Origin of the sequence: Pseudomonas morbosilactucae (assembly GCF_023241665.1) — a bacterium.
GTDB classification, from domain to species: Bacteria; Pseudomonadota; Gammaproteobacteria; order Pseudomonadales; family Pseudomonadaceae; genus Aquipseudomonas; species Aquipseudomonas morbosilactucae.
In genome coordinates this window covers 94,241-112,158 of the sequence record NZ_JALQCX010000015.1, presented here as the reverse complement: position 1 = coordinate 112,158, position 17,918 = coordinate 94,241, and the positions used below count along the sequence as shown (strand labels likewise).

The following is a 17,918-nucleotide window of genomic DNA, read 5'->3' as shown; positions in this document are numbered from 1 at the left end:
ATTTTGTTTTCTGAAAGGCGATGAGGGTTTCTGTGTCCGGGTTTCCGAATATTTCAGAATCCTTTGTTCGGCAATCCGAAGGTGTTTGCCGGACATGCTGCGCAGTGGAGCGGGAGGGTAGAGACGAAGTGAGTTAAAGAAAGTCCTGCCGTGGCCGATGCCCGTTTAGGATCTTTTTTCTTAGGAGTTCACATGTCCCTTTCTGTTGGTTTTCCGCCCTCAGGTGCGATCACTCTCAGTGCCAAATTGCCCTTGTCTCTAGAGGCGCAGGATGAGGCGTCAACGCAAGGGGTGGATGAAGACGGCAAGTTGAAGGTGAGCATCAGCTCTCTGAGCCAGGACACGAAGACTGAAGACACTGAGCGCTCCGACCTGAGTGCTGCTGCGCAGATCCTGCTCAAGCGGATGAAGGAGCTGCAAGAACAGCTCAAGCAACTCCGGGAGCAACTGGCCGCTGCCCAGGCCGCGGATTACCCGACCCCGGAAGCCAAGACCACGGTGGTGATGGCGATCCAGGGCCAGATCGCCGATGTCAGTAGCGTCCTGCAAGAGGTGGTGGCCAACCTGGTCAAAGAACTCAGCAAGGATTCGACCTCCGGCGGGCTGATCAGCACCTCCGTCTGAGTCGCCCCCAGGCTGGAAAGGCGCGCACCGCCAGGGCGCGCTAGGCCTATGCGCTTTTGCAGCCCTGCAGAGCGCTTTTCTCTCGTTGACAAATCCCCGACAGGTTCGCATAGTTCGCTCTACGCAAACGTTTGCTACTCCTGGAAACCTTCGAGTCTGAGGCGTTCTTCCAGTTTGGCTTCGGTTCAGGCTAGTTGTCTGTCATCAGTGCCCAAGTCTGTTTTGCGCAAGCGTTGCTCACAATAATCATAAGATCGGAGTGAACCCATGAAGCTGCCATTCGCTGGACGTCTTCTTGCTGTCGCTGTGCTTGCCGCGGCATCCGCTGCGCTGCCTCTCTCTTCGGCTTACGCCGAAACCGCTGAAAAACCCAAGGTCGCCCTGGTCATGAAGTCCCTGGCCAACGAATTCTTCCTGACCATGGAAGACGGCGCCAAGGCGTATCAGAAAGCCCATTCCGCCGATTTCGACCTGGTGTCCAATGGCATCAAGGACGAGACCGATACCGCCAACCAGATTCGTATTGTCGAGCAGATGATCGTGTCCAAGGTCAACGCGCTGGTTATTGCCCCGGCCGACTCCAAGGCCATGGTGCCGGTGATCAAGAAAGCCGTGGATGCCGGTATCACCGTGATCAACATCGACAATCAGCTGGACCCGGCGGTCCTCAAGAGCAAGAACATCAGCGTGCCATTCGTAGGCCCGGATAACCGCAAGGGTGCGCGCCTGGTGGGCGAGTACCTTGCCAAGCAGCTCAAGGCCGGTGACGAAGTCGGCATCATTGAAGGGGTTTCCACCACCACCAACGCCCAACAGCGCACCGCAGGCTTCAAGGATGCGATGGAAGCGGCGCAGATCAAGGTGGTGTCCCTGCAGTCCGGCGATTGGGAGATCAACGCCGGCAACCGTGTCGCCGCGGCGATGCTGAGCGAATACCCGAACCTCAAGGCGTTGCTGGCCGGCAACGACAGCATGGCGGTGGGCGCGGTATCGGCGGTACGAGCTGCGGGCAAGGCGGGCAAGGTGCAGGTGGTGGGTTACGACAACATCAACGCCATCAAGCCGATGCTCAACGACGGCCGGGTATTGGCCACCGCTGACCAGTTTGCTGCCAAGCAGGCGGTGTTCGGCATCGAGACCGCCCTGAAAATGCTCAAGGGCGAGAAAATCGACGGTGGCGCCAATGGCGTGATCGAAACTCCGGTTGAGCTGGTGACCAAGTAGTCGTCCAGGCGGCGCAACGGCGCCCGTCCCTCAGGGGCGGGCGCATGGAGAGTTTCTTATGGCAGTTTCTGCTGCGAACCCTGTCCTTTCGGTCAGCGGTATCGGCAAGACCTATGCACAACCTGTACTCACTGGCATCGACCTGACCTTGATGCGCGGTGAAGTGCTGGCCTTGACCGGCGAAAACGGTGCGGGCAAAAGCACCCTGTCCAAGATCATCGGCGGCCTGGTCACACCCACCACCGGGCAGATGCAGTTTAACGGCCAGGATTACCGACCCGGCAGCCGGACCCAGGCCGAAGAGGTCGGCATCCGCATGGTCATGCAGGAACTCAATCTGTTGCCGACCCTGTCGGTGGCCGAAAACCTGTTTCTCGACAACCTGCCCAGTCGCGCTGGCTGGATCAGCCGCAAGCAACTGCGCAAGGCGGCGATCGAGGCCATGGCCCAGGTGGGGCTGGATGCCATCGACCCAGACACCCTGGTCGGCGAGTTGGGTATCGGCCATCAACAGATGGTGGAAATCGCCCGCAACCTGATCGGCGATTGCCACGTGCTGATTCTCGATGAGCCCACGGCCATGCTGACCTCGCGTGAAGTGGAAATGCTTTTCGAACAGATCACTCGCTTGCAGGCCCGGGGCGTATCGATCATTTACATCTCTCATCGGCTCGAAGAGCTGGCCCGGGTTGCCCAGCGCATTGCGGTATTGCGCGACGGTTGCCTGGTCTGTGTCGAGCCGATGGCCAATTACAACAGTGAGCAACTGGTCAACCTGATGGTTGGGCGCGAGCTGGGCGAGCACATCGACTTGGGCCGGCGGCAGATCGGTACGCCGGCGCTGACGGTCACCGGGCTGAGCCGTTCGGATAAGGTTTGTGACGTTTCGTTCGAGGTGCGCAGCGGGGAAATCTTCGGCATTTCCGGGCTGATCGGTGCAGGCCGTACGGAGTTGCTGCGCCTGATCTTCGGCGCTGATGCCGCCGACAGCGGCACCTTGGCCCTGGGGTCGCCGGCTCAAGTCGTGAGCATCCGCTCGCCAGCCGATGCGGTGGCTCATGGCATTGCCTTGATCACCGAGGACCGCAAGGGCGAGGGCTTGCTGCTGAGCCAATCCATTAGCGCCAATATTGCCTTGGGCAATATGCCGGCCATCTCCCGCGCGGGGCTGGTCGATGCTGGGAACGAAGCACGGCTGGCCCAGCGTCAGATCGATGCGATGCACATCCGCAGTTCCGGTCCTGGGCAGTTGGTGTCCGAGTTGTCGGGCGGCAACCAGCAAAAAGTGGTGATCGGCCGCTGGCTGGAGCGTGATTGCTCGGTGCTGCTGTTCGACGAACCCACTCGCGGCATCGACGTGGGGGCCAAGTTCGATATCTACGCCTTGCTGGGCGAACTGACCCGCCAGGGCAAGGCCTTGGTGGTGGTCTCCAGTGACCTGCGGGAACTGATGCTGATCTGCGATCGCATCGGCGTATTGTCCGCCGGGCGCCTGATTGACACGTTCGAGCGTGACAGCTGGACCCAGGACGAACTGCTTGCCGCGGCTTTTGCCGGCTACCAAAAACGTGATGCGCTGCTCAATGAAGCGGCGCCTAGGAACGCACCATGAAAACTCCACCTGCAAGCGCCAAGCGCGGCGGCAATTACTACGGCCTGGGGACTTACCTGGGGCTGGCCGGCGCCTTGCTGGCCATGATCATTCTGTTCTCCAGCCTGAGCAGTCATTTTCTGTCCTATGACACCTTCAGCACCCTGGCCAACCAGATTCCCGACTTGATGGTGTTGGCGGTGGGCATGACGTTCGTCCTGATCATCGGCGGGATCGATCTGTCCGTGGGCTCGGTACTGGCTCTGGCAGCGTCGACGGTCAGCGTGGCGATTCTCGGCTGGGGCTGGGGCGTATTGCCGGCGGCACTGCTGGGCATGGGCTGCGCTGCGCTGGCGGGCACCATCACCGGTTCGATTACCGTGGCCTGGCGTATTCCGTCGTTTATCGTGTCGCTGGGGGTGCTGGAGATGGCCCGGGGCGTGGCCTATCAAATGACCGGCTCGCGCACGGCGTACATTGGCGATGCGTTTGCCTGGTTGTCCAATCCCATCGCCTTTGGCATTTCGCCATCGTTTATCATTGCGCTGCTGATTATCTTCATCGCCCAGGCTGTGCTGACCCGAACCGTGTTCGGTCGCTACCTGATCGGTATCGGTACCAACGAAGAAGCGGTGCGCCTGGCGGGGATCAACCCCAAACCCTACAAGATCCTGGTCTTCAGCCTGATGGGCTTGTTGGCGGGCATTGCCGCACTGTTTCAGATTTCTCGCCTGGAAGCGGCGGATCCGAATGCGGGCTCCGGCCTGGAGTTGCAGGTCATCGCTGCGGTGGTGATTGGCGGCACCAGCCTGATGGGGGGCCGCGGTTCGGTGATCAGCACCTTCTTTGGCGTCTTGATTATCTCCGTACTGGCTGCCGGCCTTGCACAAATCGGCGCGAGCGAACCGACCAAGCGCATCATTACCGGCGCGGTCATCGTGATTGCCGTGGTGCTCGACACCTATCGCAGCCAGCGCGCAAATCGGCGGGTTTGATTCATGGCAACAATCAAGGATGTGGCGGCGCTGGCGGGGATTTCCTACACCACGGTTTCTCACGTGGTGAACAAGAGCCGGCCGGTCAGTGAGCCGGTGCGGCTCAAGGTCGAGGAGGCCATCAAGCGCCTCGACTACGTGCCCAGTGCGGTGGCCCGCTCACTGAAGGCCAAGACCACGGCGACCATCGGCTTGCTGGTGCCCAATAGCCTCAACCCGTACTTTGCCGAGCTGGCCCGGGGCATCGAGGATTATTGCGAGCGCAACGGCTACTGCGTGATTCTGTGCAATTCCGACGATAACCCGGACAAGCAGCGCAGCTACTTGCGGGTGCTGCTGGAGAAACGTATCGACGGCCTGATCGTGACCTCGGCCGGTGGCGACGGCGGGTTGGCCGAGGGCTTGGCCGGGGTGCGCACGCCGATGGTGATCGTCGACCGTGGACTGGAAGGTGTTGACGCCGACCTGGTGCGTATCGATCACGAGTACGGCGCCTACCTGGCGACCCGGCATTTGCTGGAGCTGGGGCATCGAGACATCGCCTGCATTGGCGGCCCTGTCTACACCAGTGTGGCGCAGATGCGCCTGGCCGGATTCTGCCGTGCCCTGGAAGAGGCGGGGATCGAAGTGCCCGCCGAGCGCATTATCGAAAGCGATTTCACCAGCCCCGGTGGCTACAGCGCAGCCGCGCAGTTGCTAGAGCGACAGGCGCCGAGTGCGATCTTTGCCAGCAACGACATGATGGGCATCGGCGTGCTGCGTGCGGCGGCTGAGCGCAACATTCGCGTGCCCAGCGAGCTGTCGGTGATCGGCTTCGATGACATCCAGATGAGCCGTTATGTGTACCCGGCACTGACCACGGTCGGCCAGTCGATCCTGCAACTGGGGGAGATCGCGGCAGAGTTGCTGTTGCGCCGGATCGCCAGCCCGAGCTTGCCGACTGAGCAGCGTATTGTGACGCCGAATATTGTCTTGCGAGAGTCGACGGCACCGCTTGCGGGTGCCTTTGCCGAATACCGCTGAACCGAACTGATGAGTATCGATGTATGCCAGCAAAAGTAGTGATCGTGGGCAGCCTCAACATGGACCTGGTGACTCGGGCCGAACGCCTGCCCCGGGGCGGTGAGACCCTGATCGGCAAGTCATTTGCCACTGTGCCCGGTGGCAAGGGCGCCAACCAGGCCGTGGCGGCTGCCCGCCTGGGCGCTGAGGTGGCGATGGTCGGCTGCGTCGGCGATGACGCCTATGGCGAACAGTTGCGTGGAGCCTTGCTGGTCGAGGGGATTGATTGCCGGGCGGTTCGTGCCGTCGAGGGCTCCAGCGGCGTAGCGCTGATCGTGGTGGATGACAGCAGCCAGAACGCCATTGTGATTGTGGCGGGTGGCAACGGTCAGCTCAGCCCTGAAGTGGTTGCCCAGGCCGACGGCGTGCTGCAGGACGCGGACGTGGTCATCTGTCAGTTGGAAGTGCCGATGGCGACTGTGGGTCATACCCTCAAGCGCAGTCGTGAGTTGGGCAAGACAGTGATCCTCAATCCAGCCCCCGCCAGTGGCCCGCTGCCGGCTGAGTGGTACGCGGCCATTGATTACCTGATCCCCAATGAAAGCGAAGCCTCGGCGCTTAGCGGTGTGGCGGTGGATTCCCTGGCGAGTGCCGAGGTCGCCGCCGGGCATTTGCTGGCGGCCGGGGCGGGCAAGGTGATCATCACGTTGGGCGCTCAAGGCTCGCTGTTTGCCAATGGCCAGGGTTTTGAGCATTTCCCCGCACCCAAGGTCAAGGCACTCGATACCACAGCAGCGGGGGACACCTTTGTCGGCGGTTTTGCGGCGGCCCTGGCCGCTGGTAAAAGCGAGGCCGAGGCCATTCGCTTTGGCCAAGTGGCCGCTGCACTGTCGGTGACCCGTGCCGGGGCGCAGCCCTCCATTCCTACCTTGTCTGACGTGCAGGCCTTTTCCCCATCATGAAAAAAACACCTTTGCTCAATGTCGCCTTGTCGCGGCTGATCGCTTCGCTGGGGCATGGTGACATCGTGGTGATCGGCGATGCTGGCCTGCCGATACCACCGGGCGTCGAGTTGATCGACTTGGCGCTGACCCAGGGCGTGCCTGATTTTATTGGGACTCTGACAGTGGTGCTCAGCGAAATGCAGGTCGAAAGCCATGTGCTGGCGCGCGAGCTCCTGGACAAACAGTCACCGGCCCTTGCAGCCCTGGATGGGCTTAACGCCAGCGGCGAGTTGGGGCAGCGTGAGTGGCTGGGGCATGAGGCGCTTAAAGTTCTCAGTCGCCAGGCGCGGGCTGTGGTCCGTACTGGCGAATGCCAGCCTTATTGCAATATCGCCCTGATTGCGGGAGTGACGTTCTAGCTCTCCAGCCTTTCTTTCCCACGCACAAGGAGTGCGCCATGCGACGCTATGCTCAGCTATTTCAACACTGGACTCGGAGCCTGCTGCTTTTGACTCTGCTCACTGCTACCGGCGCCCAGGCGGCGGAAAAGATTGACCTGATCATCGACACTGACCCGGGCGCCGACGACGTCGTCGCCTTGCTGTTTGCCCTGGCATCGCCGGAAGAACTGCACGTCCGTGCCCTGACCACGGTGGCGGGTAACGTGCGGCTGGACAAGACGTCGCGCAACGCGCGGTTGGCGCGAGAGTGGGCAGGGCGTGAGGAGGTGCCTGTGTATGCCGGTGCGCCCAAGCCGCTCTTGCGCACGCCAATCTACGCCGAGAACATCCATGGCAAGGAGGGCATTTCCGGTGTGACCGTGCATGAGCCCAAGGCTGCACTGGCCCAGGGCAATGCGGTCAATTACTTGATCGACACGCTGCGCGAAGCCAAGCCCCATAGCATCACCATCGCCATGCTCGGGCCGCAAACCAACCTGGCCCTGGCGCTGATCCAGGCGCCGGAGATCACTCAAGGCATCAAAGAAGTGGTGGTCATGGGGGGCGCGCATTTCAATGGGGGCAACATTACGCCGGTGGCGGAGTTTAATCTGTTTGCCGATCCGCAGGCCGCCGAGGTGGTGCTCAACAGTGGCGTCAAGCTCACCTACCTGCCGCTGGATGTGACCCATAAAGTGCTCACCAGCGAGGCGCGGCTGCAGAAAATTGCCGCGCTGAAGAACAACGCCAGCAAGGTCGTGGGCGATATTCTCAATGAGTACGTAAAGGGCGATATGGAGCACTACGGGATCCCGGGCGGCCCGGTGCATGACGCCACAGTGATCGCTTACCTGCTCAAGCCTGAGCTGTTCAGCGGCCGGCAGGCCAATATGGTCATCGACAGCCGCGAGGGGCCGACCTTCGGCCAGACTATCGTCGACTGGTATGACGGCTTGAAGCAGGAAAAGAACGTATTTTGGGTTGAAAATGGCGATGCCCAAGGCTTCTTCGATTTGCTGACCGAGCGCCTGGCCCGCCTAAAATGAGCCTGGCCCGCGCAGGAGACTGCGCGGGTTACTCTCTTTCCGTGTCTTGTGCGCCCGGGTAGTCGGCGGGGTACTTTTCAAATACCTGGGTAATAAAGGCCTGGGCTGCTTGGGTGCCCAATTCCTTGACCAGCAGGTCTATACCGATGATTGCCAGCTCCTCGGGGCTCCCGGGGCTGTAGGAGCAATGGCCCTGTGGCCATTTGGCTTTGATGTCGGCGTCGATACTTACGGTGGCCATGACGGTCTCACGAATTCAAATAAAGGCGGTTGCCAGGATAGGGGCAGGGCGAAGGGCTGCCGAGCGCAGAGTTAAACACCTTGCGGGCCTTTTAGCACTCCGACTTAGGCATGGGGGAGGGGCTGTGCGACACTTGCGCTTTGCCTGTTTTCAAGGAAACCCCTGTGCAGATTGATTTGAACAACCCTGAGGCCTTGACCCTTGAGTCGGTGCGTCAGCTTCTGGCGTCAGCCAGCGACAATGTGCACGCCCAACTGCGCGTCACCAAGGGCGGCATTGCCTATATCTCATCCGGCGTGGTCGGGGGCGTTGATATTGACGGCCTGCTGTTTCGATTGGAGACCTGGGCGGCCGGTTCTGGCTATGTCGGGTTGGTCGCGGCCAGCGATGAAGTCTGGGTGATGCAGATTTTCAATGCATTGAAACAGAATTGGCCCAAGCCCGCTTTTGACTACATCGACATCTATTGAGGCCTGTTCATATTCAGTCACGATTGCCGGGTGAACGCCTGTGCTGCTCTGAGGCAGACTTGCCTACTGCGTGACGATAGGGCAAAAGGCCATTTCGTTTTTGCAACCAAACGCGCAGCGCGCTGTCGCACGAACTCTGCTTATTTTTAGAAAGGAGGCTTCATGCCTTGGAAGCTCGCATCATTCGGAACCTTGTTGGCGGCGGTTGTGCTCGCAGGTTGCAGCACCTCAGGGGCAGCCAAAGACCCTGTGGCCACTGAGCCCGTATACACCCGCTGTGAAGCGAAGGGCGCTGAATTTTCTATCGGCAAGACCGCATCTCCGGAGTTGCTTGAGCAGGCCCGTACCCGTGCTGGGGCGCAGAATGCACGAATCCTCAAGCCCAACGACATGATCACGTTGGAGTACCGCTCCGATCGCCTGAACCTCAATACCGATGCCAACCTGGTGATCACCCGCGTCAACTGCGGTTGATGGCTTGAGGTTTTTGTCGCGCCCATAAAAAACCCCGTCACATGGACGGGGTTTTTTTAGCTCGCGTAGATTTTACTCTGGGCGAACTTGTGCAGCTTGCATACCCTTTTGGCCTTTCTCAGCCACGAAGGAAACGGTTTGGCCTTCTTTCAGGCTTTTGAAACCGTCGCTTTCAATAGCTTTGAAGTGTACGAACAGGTCGTCACCGCCACCTTGAGGAGTGATGAAGCCGAAGCCTTTTTCATCGTTGAACCATTTTACGGTGCCGGTTTGGCGATTAGACATGGTGTATCTCCAAGAAACATATATTTTCAGTAGTGCTGTGTTGCTCAGGCCAACTGGGCACACCGAGCTATCATAGTCGAAATGTTCGACTTGGGAGCCCCCTCTCAGTGCTGTTTGCCCAGTGGTTGAACTCATTTTGCTGATCGGATCCGCTGGAAGCCCCGATTTAAGGGGCTTTGGCGGAAAATAATCGGCGATAAAAAAACCGTAAAAGCTGCATTTATTGTGAGGGAAGTCAGTATTTCAGCTGATTTTCAGCCCTCAAAACAGCAAGAATCCGAGTGCTGCCGGGTTACTTGACGACTCGGCAAGCGGCAATCGCATCCAGCGCTTTGGTTCTGAGTTCCGCACTCGGTTGTTTCTGCTTGCTCATCAATTCCGAGATTTGCTCAGTGGTGAATTTTTCGTTGAGCTTTTCCGCACCACAAGCGCAGTGCTTCTCGGCGCTCTTGGCATCCACGCTCTGGCTAGCAGCTGCGGTGCAGTCCTTCATATAGTCAGCACGTGCCCCGGCGGGCCAGGCAGCGTTTGCGCTGAGGGGCAGCAACAGGGCAAATGGGGCGGCGGCGGCAAAAAGTTTGATAAGACGCATGACTCGAGCTCTCCTGAAGTCGATAGCAAGGACGGCAATTCTCCGTTTATTTGAGGCCCTGCGTATATCGCAAGTTCACTTTCCTGGTGAAAACACTTGGCGCCGGGTTTCCGTATTCCCGGCGCAGCGATGACCGTTCATCTGTGCTAGCATGCCGCCCCTTGGGTGTTTTCAGGCTTTGGGTGTACTTCAATTCCCCTCGCAGTTTATGCCTCATGATTCTTTTTGATGTGAACCCCAGTCACTCTGGTTCGGTTTCCCGGTTGGCCGCAAGGCTCCTGCCGCTGTAAGGCAGGCGTTGATCACTCAATGGCCTGGACTGAATCGCGTACTGGCTCATCCCAACCCACGTGACCTTTGGTAGGGGTCACCACTAGGAGAGGAGGCGCCATGCCAACTATTACTCTTCCCGACGGCAGTCAGCGTTCATTCGATCACCCGGTATCCGTCGCCGAGGTCGCCGCGTCCATCGGCGCCGGCTTGGCCAAGGCCACTGTGGCCGGCAAGGTCAATGGCAAGCTGGTCGATGCCTGCGACTTGATCGACAGCGACGCGTCCTTGCAAATCATTACGCCAAAGGATGAAGAGGGGCTGGAGATCATTCGCCACTCTTGCGCTCACTTGGTTGGCCATGCGGTCAAGCAGCTGTACCCGACGGCCAAGATGGTTATCGGACCAGTGATCGATGAAGGCTTCTATTACGATATCGCCTATGAGCGTCCTTTCACTCCGGACGACATGGCCGCCATCGAACAGCGCATGCAGCAGCTGATCGAAAAAGATTACGACGTCATCAAGAAAGTCACTCCGCGTGCGGAAGTGATCGACGTGTTCACAGCTCGCGGCGAAGACTACAAGCTGCGTCTGGTCGAGGACATGCCGAACGAACAGGCCATGGGCCTGTACTACCACGAAGAATACGTCGACATGTGCCGTGGCCCGCATGTGCCGAACACGCGCTTCCTCAAGTCGTTCAAGTTGACCAAGCTGTCCGGCGCCTACTGGCGTGGTGATGCTAAAAACGAGCAGTTGCAGCGCGTTTATGGCACCGCGTGGGCGGACAAGAAGCAATTGGCGGCTTACATCCAGCGCATCGAGGAGGCGGAAAAACGCGACCATCGCAAGATTGGCAAGCGTCTTGGCCTGTTCCATACCCAGGAAGAAGCACCGGGCATGGTGTTCTGGCACCCGAATGGCTGGACCCTGTACCAAGTACTTGAACAGTACATGCGCAAGATCCAGCGCGATAACGGCTACCTGGAGATCAAGACTCCGCAGGTGGTCGATCGCAGCCTGTGGGAGAAGTCCGGCCACTGGGCCAACTACGCCGACAACATGTTCACCACTGAGTCGGAAAGCCGCGACTACGCGATCAAGCCGATGAACTGCCCGTGCCACGTGCAGGTGTTCAATCAGGGGCTCAAGAGCTACCGCGAGCTGCCAATGCGCCTGGCTGAGTTTGGTGCCTGCCACCGTAACGAGCCGTCGGGTGCTCTTCACGGCATCATGCGTGTGCGTGCGTTCACCCAGGACGATGCCCACATCTTCTGCACTGAAGAGCAAATGCAGGCTGAGTCCGCCGCTTTCATCAAGCTGACCATGGATGTCTATGCCGACTTCGGCTTCAAAGACATCGAGATGAAGCTTTCCACTCGTCCTGAAAAGCGCGTGGGTTCCGACGAGCTGTGGGATCGTGCTGAAACGGCACTGGCTGCCGCGCTCGACAGCGCCGGTCTGCCTTATGATCTGCAGCCAGGCGAGGGGGCCTTCTATGGTCCGAAAATCGAATTCTCGCTGAAAGATTGCCTGGGTCGTGTCTGGCAGTGTGGTACCTTGCAGCTCGATTTCAACTTGCCGATCCGTCTGGGCGCCGAATACGTGTCCGAAGACAACAGCCGCAAGCATCCAGTGATGCTGCACCGGGCGATCCTCGGTTCCTTCGAGCGTTTCGTCGGTATTTTGATTGAGCACTACGAGGGTGCATTCCCTGCGTGGCTGGCTCCGACCCAGGCAGTGGTGATGAATATCACTGATAAACAGGCAGATTTTGCCCTTGAGGTCGAAAAAACTCTCAATCAAAGCGGATTTCGTGCCAAGTCCGACTTGAGAAATGAAAAGATCGGCTTTAAAATCCGCGAGCATACTTTGCTCAAGGTTCCTTATCTCTTGGTTATTGGAGATCGGGAAGTCGAGATGCAGACTGTCGCTGTGCGTACCCGTGAAGGTGCTGACCTGGGCTCGATGCCCGTCGCCCAGTTCTCGGAGTTCCTTGCACAAGCGGTTTCCCGGCGTGGTCGCCCAGATTCGGAGTAATTATTATTAAGCGTGAAATGAGACAAGATAAACGAGCTGCACCGAAAGCCCCGATCAACGAGAATATCTCGGCACGCGAGGTTCGGTTAATTGGCGCTGACGGCGAGCAGGTTGGCATCGTCTCGATTGATGAAGCGCTTCGTATAGCTGAAGAAGCCAAGCTGGATTTGGTGGAAATTTCCGCCGACGCAGTACCGCCAGTTTGCCGTGTGATGGATTACGGCAAGTCGATCTTCGAGAAGAAGAAGCAGATCGCGGCTGCGAAAAAGAACCAGAAGCAGATTCAGGTTAAAGAAATCAAGTTTCGTCCAGGGACGGAGGAAGGGGATTACCAGGTAAAACTACGCAACCTGGTACGTTTCCTGAGTGACGGGGACAGGGCCAAGGTATCCTTGCGATTCCGCGGCCGTGAGATGGCCCACCAGGAGCTGGGGATGGAACTCCTCAAGCGGGTTGAAGCTGACCTGCAAGAGTACGGTTCGGTCGAACAGCATCCTAAGATGGAAGGACGCCAGCTGATTATGGTCATCGCCCCGAAAAAGAAGAAGTAATCAACAGGGCACGGCAGGCCTTGCGATTATGTTTATCAACTGAATGCGGAGTATCCGAACATGCCAAAGATGAAAACTAAAAGTGGTGCTGCTAAGCGGTTTCTGAAAACTGCTAACGGTATCAAGCACAAGCACGCTTTCAAGAGCCACATCCTGACCAAAATGTCGACCAAGCGTAAGCGTCAACTGCGCGGTAGCAGCTTGCTGCATCCGTCTGACGTGGCAAAAGTCGAGCGCATGCTGCGCCTTCGTTAATTTTTGGATCAAGAATAGAGGAAGTAACTCATGGCTCGTGTAAAGCGTGGCGTCATTGCCCGTAAGCGTCACAAAAAAATTCTGAAACTTGCTAAAGGCTACTACGGTGCACGTTCGCGCGTATTCCGTGTTGCCAAGCAAGCGGTAATCAAGGCAGGCCAATACGCCTACCGTGACCGTCGTCAGAAAAAACGTCAGTTCCGCGCTCTGTGGATCGCTCGTATCAACGCTGGTGCTCGTATCAACGGTCTGTCCTACAGCCGTTTCATCGCCGGCCTGAAAAAAGCGTCCATCGAGATCGGACCGTAAGGTTCTGGCTGATCTGGCAGTGAACGAAAAAGCGGCGTTTGCTGCGATTGTCGAGAAAGCTAAAGCCACCTTGGCTTAAGTACCCCCGACAGTCCATCCGGGCTCACCTCTGTGGGCTCTGGTGTTAAACGTCTTAAATAGGGGAAGAGCCTTCAAGCTCTTCCCCTATTTTGTATCTGGAGTCTGTACATGGAAAACCTGGATGCGCTGGTCTCTCAAGCACTAGAGGCTGTGCAAAGCGCTGAAGATATCAATGCCCTGGAGCAAATCCGGGTTCACTACCTTGGCAAAAAGGGCGAATTGACTCAGGTGATGAAGACCCTGGGGAATTTGCCGGCAGAGGAGCGCCCACAAGTCGGTGCCCTGATCAACGTTGCCAAGGAGCGTGTCACAGAGGTTCTCAATGCGCGCAAGGCGTTGTTTGAAGAGGCTGAACTGGCCGCCAAACTGTCTGCCGAATCCATTGACGTAACCCTGCCGGGCCGTGGTCAGACCTCGGGTGGTCTGCATCCGGTTACCCGTACTCTGGAACGTATCGAACAGTTCTTCACCCACATCGGCTACGGCATCGCCGAAGGCCCTGAGGTCGAAGACGACTATCACAACTTCGAGGCGCTCAACATCCCAGGCCACCACCCGGCCCGGTCGATGCATGACACCTTCTATTTCAATGCAAACATGTTGTTGCGCACTCATACCTCGCCGGTACAGGTCCGCACCATGGAATCGAAGAAGCCGCCGATCCGCATCGTCTGCCCAGGCCGTGTGTACCGTAGCGACTCCGATATCACTCACTCGCCGATGTTCCACCAGGTCGAAGGCCTGCTGGTCGACCGCGACATCAATTTCGCCGACCTGAAAGGCACCATCGAAGAGTTCCTGAGGGTGTTCTTCGAGAAAGAACTGGCCGTGCGTTTCCGTCCTTCCTACTTCCCGTTTACCGAGCCGTCCGCTGAAGTCGATATGGAATGCGTGATGTGCAGCGGTAAAGGCTGCCGTGTCTGCAAGCAGACCGGCTGGCTGGAAGTCATGGGCTGCGGCATGGTTCATCCGAACGTATTGCGCATGTCTGGCATCGACCCGGAAGAGTTCTCGGGCTTTGCCTTCGGCATGGGCGTTGAGCGTCTGGCCATGCTGCGTTACGGCGTGAACGACTTGCGTCTGTTCTTCGACAACGACTTGCGGTTCCTCGCGCAATTTCGCTAGTCGTAACGAATTTTTAGGAGAGCAGGATGAAATTCAGTGAACAATGGCTGCGTGGTTGGGTTAGCCCGCAGGTAAGTCGCGACGAGTTGGTTGCTCGTCTGTCGATGGCCGGTCTTGAGGTCGATAGCGTTACGCCGGCCGCCGGTATTTTCAGTGGCGTTGTGGTGGGCGAGGTGCTGAGCACCGAGCAGCATCCGGATGCCGACAAGCTTCGTGTGTGCCAGGTCAGCAATGGTGCAGAAACCTTCCAGGTCGTTTGCGGTGCACCTAACGTGCGTCCGGGCCTGAAGATTCCATTCGCAATGATTGGCGCCGAACTACCAGGCGACTTCAAGATCAAGAAGGCCAAACTTCGTGGTGTTGAGTCCAACGGCATGCTGTGTTCTCAGGCCGAGTTGCAGGTAGGTGAAGGCAACGACGGTCTGATGGAGCTGCCGGCTGATGCGCCGGTAGGCAAGGACTTTCGTGAATACCTGGAGTTGGACGACGCGAGCATTGAGGTCGATCTGACCCCTAACCGCGGTGACTGCCTGTCGTTGGCCGGTTTGGCGCGAGAAGTCGGCGCCTTGTACGCTGCACAGGTCACGCGCCCGGTAGTGGCCGCTGTTGCGGCTGCACACGACGAAGTGCGCCCGGTTGAAGTGCTGGCGCCGGCTGCCTGCCCGCGTTATCTGGGCCGGGTGATCCGCAACGTTGATCTGAGCAAGCCAACCCCGCTGTGGATGGTTGAGCGTCTGCGTCGGGCTGACGTACGCAGCATTGATGCGGCGGTGGATATCACCAACTACGTCATGTTGGAGCTGGGTCAGCCTCTGCACGCTTTCGACCTTGCCGAAATCAACGGTGGCATCCGTGTACGCATGGCGGAAGAGGGCGAGAAGCTCGTTCTGCTTGATGGTCAGGAAGTGACCCTGCGTAGCGATACCTTGGTGATTGCCGACCATTCCCGCGCGCTGGCTATTGCCGGTGTCATGGGGGGCGAGCACAGCGGTGTGACCGCCACAACGCGCGACATCTTTCTTGAAAGTGCTTTCTTCGATCAGATCGCTGTTGCCGGCAAAGCGCGCTCCTATGGGCTGCATACCGATGCCTCGCACCGTTATGAGCGCGGAGTGGATTGGCAGCTCGCCCGTGAAGCCATGGAGCGTGCCACTGGCCTGCTGCTGGACATCACTGGCGGGGAAGCCGGTCCGATTATTGAGACGGTGAGTGAGCAACATCTGCCGTCCATCGCACCGATCACGCTGCGCGCCGAGCGCGTGACTCAGATGCTGGGTCTGGAAATCGAAAGCGCGGAAATCGAGCGGCTGCTCAGTGCCCTGGGCCTGGCGATTACTGTGGATGGGGCAGGGCAATGGCGTGTTGAAGTGCCAAGCCATCGCTTCGATATCAGTCTTGAAGTCGACCTGATCGAAGAGCTGGCCCGTCTCTACGGCTACAACCGCTTGCCGGTTCGTTACCCACAAGCACGCCTGGCTCCACAGGCCAAAGCTGAAGCCCGTAGCGATCTGCCGGTACTGCGCCGTCTGCTGGTGGCCCGCGGTTACCAGGAAGCGATTACCTACAGCTTCATCGATCCCAAGCAATTCGAGTTGTTCAGCCCGGGCGTCGAGCCGCTGCTACTGGCCAACCCGATTTCCAATGACATGGCTGCCATGCGTTCGTCGTTGTGGCCAGGCCTGGTCAAGGCACTGCAGCACAACCTCAATCGCCAACAGGATCGTGTCCGCCTGTTCGAAAGCGGCCTGCGTTTTGTCGGCCAGTTGGAAGGCCTGAAGCAAGAGCCGATGCTGGCCGGTGTCGTTTGCGGCAGTCGTTTGCCTGAAGGCTGGGCTCAAGGTCGCGACGCGGTGGACTTCTTTGACGTCAAGGCTGATGTGGAAGCAGTGCTGGGCTTTGCCGGTGCACTGGACTCCTTCACCTTCTCGCCAGGTAAACACCCGGCGCTGCACCCAGGGCAAACTGCGCGCATCGAGCGTGAAGGCCGTTTGGTTGGTTTCGTTGGCGCGATTCACCCTGAACTGTCGAAAACCCTCGGTCTTGATCGCCCGGTGTTTGTATTCGAACTGGTTCTGGCTGAAGTCGCCCTGGGCAAAATGCCGAAGTTCCACGAACTGTCGCGCTTCCCAGAAGTACGCCGCGACCTGGCCCTGTTGGCCGATCGTGACGTTGCAGCCAGCGCCGTGCTTGACGTGATTCGTGAAAACGCCGGTGAGTGGCTGACCGACCTCAGGCTATTTGACGTGTATCAGGGTAAAGGTATTGATCCACATAGAAAAAGCCTTGCAGTTGGCTTGACCTGGCAGCATCCATCGCGCACTCTTAATGACGATGAGGTGAACTCCACTACGCAAAATATCCTCACCTCGCTCGAACAAAGGTTGAACGCCACGTTAAGGAAGTGACGTATGGGGGCTCTGACGAAAGCTGAAATGGCCGAACGTCTCTACGAAGAGCTGGGCCTGAACAAACGTGAGGCCAAGGAATTGGTCGAACTGTTTTTTGAAGAAATCAGGCATGCTCTCGAAGATAACGAACAGGTCAAATTGTCCGGTTTCGGTAACTTCGACCTTCGGGATAAGCGTCAGCGGCCTGGCCGCAACCCGAAAACGGGAGAAGAAATCCCGATCACGGCTCGCCGTGTGGTCACCTTTCGTCCAGGGCAGAAGTTGAAGGCCCGAGTTGAGGCTTATGCTGGAACCAAGTCATAACGACGAGCTGCCGGTTATTCCAGGCAAACGCTACTTCACCATTGGTGAAGTCAGCGAGCTCTGTGCGGTAAAACCGCATGTGCTGCGTTATTGGGAGCAGGAGTTTCCTCAACTCAACCCTGTGAAGCGCCGCGGAAATCGCCGGTATTATCAGCGCCAAGATGTGCTGATGATCCGGCAGATCCGCGCGCTGCTTTATGATCAGGGGTTCACTATCGGTGGCGCGCGGTTGCGCCTATCCGGTGATGAGGCCAAAGACGATACTACCCAGTACAAACAACTGATCCGTCAGATGATCTCCGAATTGGAGGACGTGCTGGTGGTGCTGAAGAAGTGATGAAAGGTATTTAAATACTTCCACATTTCAAAAGCTTGCGGTATATTCCTCAGCGCTTCGTAAGGAGCGATACAAGTTTCACGCCTAGTCGGGGCGTAGCGCAGTCCGGTAGCGCACTAGCATGGGGTGCTAGGGGTCGAGTGTTCGAATCACTCCGTCCCGACCATATTCTTCAACGATCAAGCCGCTTTCGAGCGGCTTTTTCGTTTCTGTCGTAGTGACTTTTGCGTGACTTTGGCAACTCCATAAGTACCTGCCTTCTTTTCAGTATCGTCAGCGCCGGTGTGCGTGAGGCGCTTGCTGATGTC

20 protein-coding genes, 1 tRNA gene and 1 pseudogene are annotated in these 17,918 nt (G+C 58.2%); 19 read left to right on the top strand and 3 right to left on the bottom strand.

Annotation, left to right across the window (positions count from 1 at the left end; all coding sequences use genetic code 11):
• Positions 1-192: 192 nt before the first annotated feature.
• The 8 genes from M1B35_RS10515 to M1B35_RS10480 all read left to right on the top strand — a co-directional run bounded on the left by M1B35_RS10515 (position 193) and on the right by M1B35_RS10480 (position 7,866).
• The gene (locus M1B35_RS10515; protein WP_123330849.1) at positions 193-624 is read left to right on the top strand and encodes a hypothetical protein; all 432 of its coding nucleotides are present in this window, start codon (positions 193-195) and stop codon (positions 622-624) included.
• A gap of 267 nt (positions 625-891) precedes the next feature.
• Positions 892-1,848, top strand: a complete 957-nt coding sequence (locus M1B35_RS10510; protein WP_268261883.1) for a sugar ABC transporter substrate-binding protein — start codon at positions 892-894, stop codon at positions 1,846-1,848.
• A 58-nt stretch (positions 1,849-1,906) separates the two neighbouring features.
• On the top strand, positions 1,907-3,460 hold the full coding sequence (locus M1B35_RS10505) for a sugar ABC transporter ATP-binding protein (RefSeq protein WP_268261882.1): 1,554 nt from the start codon (positions 1,907-1,909) through the stop codon (positions 3,458-3,460).
• A complete protein-coding gene (locus M1B35_RS10500) occupies positions 3,457-4,434 on the top strand; it encodes an ABC transporter permease (RefSeq protein WP_268261881.1) in 978 nt (325 codons plus the stop codon). The genes M1B35_RS10505 and M1B35_RS10500 overlap by 4 nt, the downstream gene beginning before the upstream one ends.
• A gap of 3 nt (positions 4,435-4,437) precedes the next feature.
• Positions 4,438-5,457 (top strand): LacI family DNA-binding transcriptional regulator, encoded by a 1,020-nt coding sequence (locus tag M1B35_RS10495; protein WP_123330858.1) that lies wholly within the window; start codon positions 4,438-4,440, stop codon positions 5,455-5,457.
• Between the two features lie 23 nt (positions 5,458-5,480).
• Positions 5,481-6,398 (top strand): ribokinase, encoded by a 918-nt coding sequence (gene rbsK / locus M1B35_RS10490; protein WP_123330860.1) that lies wholly within the window; start codon positions 5,481-5,483, stop codon positions 6,396-6,398.
• Positions 6,395-6,799, top strand: coding sequence for a D-ribose pyranase (gene rbsD / locus M1B35_RS10485; protein ID WP_123330862.1), 405 nt, complete (start codon positions 6,395-6,397; stop codon positions 6,797-6,799). Before rbsK ends, rbsD begins: the two co-directional genes overlap by 4 nt.
• Before the next feature lie 38 nt (positions 6,800-6,837).
• Positions 6,838-7,866 carry a nucleoside hydrolase gene (locus tag M1B35_RS10480; RefSeq protein WP_268261880.1) on the top strand — a complete coding sequence of 343 codons (1,029 nt, stop codon included), beginning with the start codon at positions 6,838-6,840 and terminating at the stop codon, positions 7,864-7,866.
• Positions 7,867-7,894: 28 nt separating this feature from the next.
• On the opposite strand, the gene M1B35_RS10475 is transcribed toward M1B35_RS10480, so the two are convergent.
• Positions 7,895-8,107: a hypothetical protein gene (locus tag M1B35_RS10475; protein ID WP_268261879.1), complete on the bottom strand. Its 213-nt coding sequence runs from the start codon at positions 8,105-8,107 to the stop codon at positions 7,895-7,897.
• Positions 8,108-8,271: 164 nt separating this feature from the next.
• Between M1B35_RS10475 and M1B35_RS10470 the strand changes: the two genes are divergently transcribed.
• Both M1B35_RS10470 and M1B35_RS10465 read left to right on the top strand, forming a co-directional pair.
• Complete coding sequence (locus tag M1B35_RS10470; RefSeq protein ID WP_123330868.1) at positions 8,272-8,577, top strand: hypothetical protein; 306 nt, start codon at positions 8,272-8,274, stop codon at positions 8,575-8,577.
• Positions 8,578-8,739: 162 nt separating this feature from the next.
• On the top strand, positions 8,740-9,051 hold the full coding sequence (locus M1B35_RS10465; protein WP_123330870.1) for an I78 family peptidase inhibitor: 312 nt from the start codon (positions 8,740-8,742) through the stop codon (positions 9,049-9,051).
• A gap of 72 nt (positions 9,052-9,123) precedes the next feature.
• Here M1B35_RS10465 and M1B35_RS10460 read toward each other — a convergent pair whose 3' ends face one another.
• Together M1B35_RS10460 and M1B35_RS10455 are read right to left on the bottom strand one after the other, a co-directional pair.
• Positions 9,124-9,336, bottom strand: a complete 213-nt coding sequence (locus M1B35_RS10460) for a cold-shock protein (RefSeq protein ID WP_003179963.1) — start codon at positions 9,334-9,336, stop codon at positions 9,124-9,126.
• A 292-nt stretch (positions 9,337-9,628) separates the two neighbouring features.
• The gene (locus tag M1B35_RS10455) at positions 9,629-9,928 is read right to left on the bottom strand and encodes a hypothetical protein (RefSeq protein ID WP_123330872.1); all 300 of its coding nucleotides are present in this window, start codon (positions 9,926-9,928) and stop codon (positions 9,629-9,631) included.
• Between the two features lie 390 nt (positions 9,929-10,318).
• Between M1B35_RS10455 and thrS the strand changes: the two genes are divergently transcribed.
• The 9 genes and pseudogenes from thrS (at position 10,319) to M1B35_RS10410 (ending at position 17,776) form a co-directional block, all read left to right on the top strand.
• The gene (thrS, locus tag M1B35_RS10450; protein WP_123330874.1) at positions 10,319-12,241 is read left to right on the top strand and encodes a threonine--tRNA ligase; all 1,923 of its coding nucleotides are present in this window, start codon (positions 10,319-10,321) and stop codon (positions 12,239-12,241) included.
• Positions 12,241-12,792 carry a translation initiation factor IF-3 gene (gene infC, locus M1B35_RS10445; protein WP_185039287.1) on the top strand — a complete coding sequence of 184 codons (552 nt, stop codon included), beginning with the start codon at positions 12,241-12,243 and terminating at the stop codon, positions 12,790-12,792. The genes thrS and infC overlap by 1 nt, the downstream gene beginning before the upstream one ends.
• A 60-nt stretch (positions 12,793-12,852) precedes the next feature.
• Positions 12,853-13,047 (top strand): 50S ribosomal protein L35, encoded by a 195-nt coding sequence (gene rpmI / locus M1B35_RS10440; RefSeq protein WP_002553160.1) that lies wholly within the window; start codon positions 12,853-12,855, stop codon positions 13,045-13,047.
• A gap of 30 nt (positions 13,048-13,077) precedes the next feature.
• A pseudogene (rplT, locus tag M1B35_RS10435) lies at positions 13,078-13,435 on the top strand (50S ribosomal protein L20).
• Between the two features lie 110 nt (positions 13,436-13,545).
• A complete protein-coding gene (gene pheS / locus M1B35_RS10430; protein WP_123330878.1) occupies positions 13,546-14,562 on the top strand; it encodes a phenylalanine--tRNA ligase subunit alpha in 1,017 nt (338 codons plus the stop codon).
• Positions 14,563-14,588: 26 nt separating this feature from the next.
• Positions 14,589-16,967, top strand: coding sequence for a phenylalanine--tRNA ligase subunit beta (pheT, locus tag M1B35_RS10425; RefSeq protein WP_268261878.1), 2,379 nt, complete (start codon positions 14,589-14,591; stop codon positions 16,965-16,967).
• A gap of 3 nt (positions 16,968-16,970) precedes the next feature.
• A complete protein-coding gene (gene ihfA, locus M1B35_RS10420; protein WP_002553164.1) occupies positions 16,971-17,273 on the top strand; it encodes an integration host factor subunit alpha in 303 nt (100 codons plus the stop codon).
• Positions 17,254-17,610, top strand: coding sequence for a MerR family transcriptional regulator (locus tag M1B35_RS10415; RefSeq protein ID WP_007920509.1), 357 nt, complete (start codon positions 17,254-17,256; stop codon positions 17,608-17,610). Before ihfA ends, M1B35_RS10415 begins: the two co-directional genes overlap by 20 nt.
• An 89-nt stretch (positions 17,611-17,699) precedes the next feature.
• Positions 17,700-17,776 (top strand) — tRNA-Pro (locus M1B35_RS10410).
• Positions 17,777-17,918 lie beyond the last annotated feature (142 nt).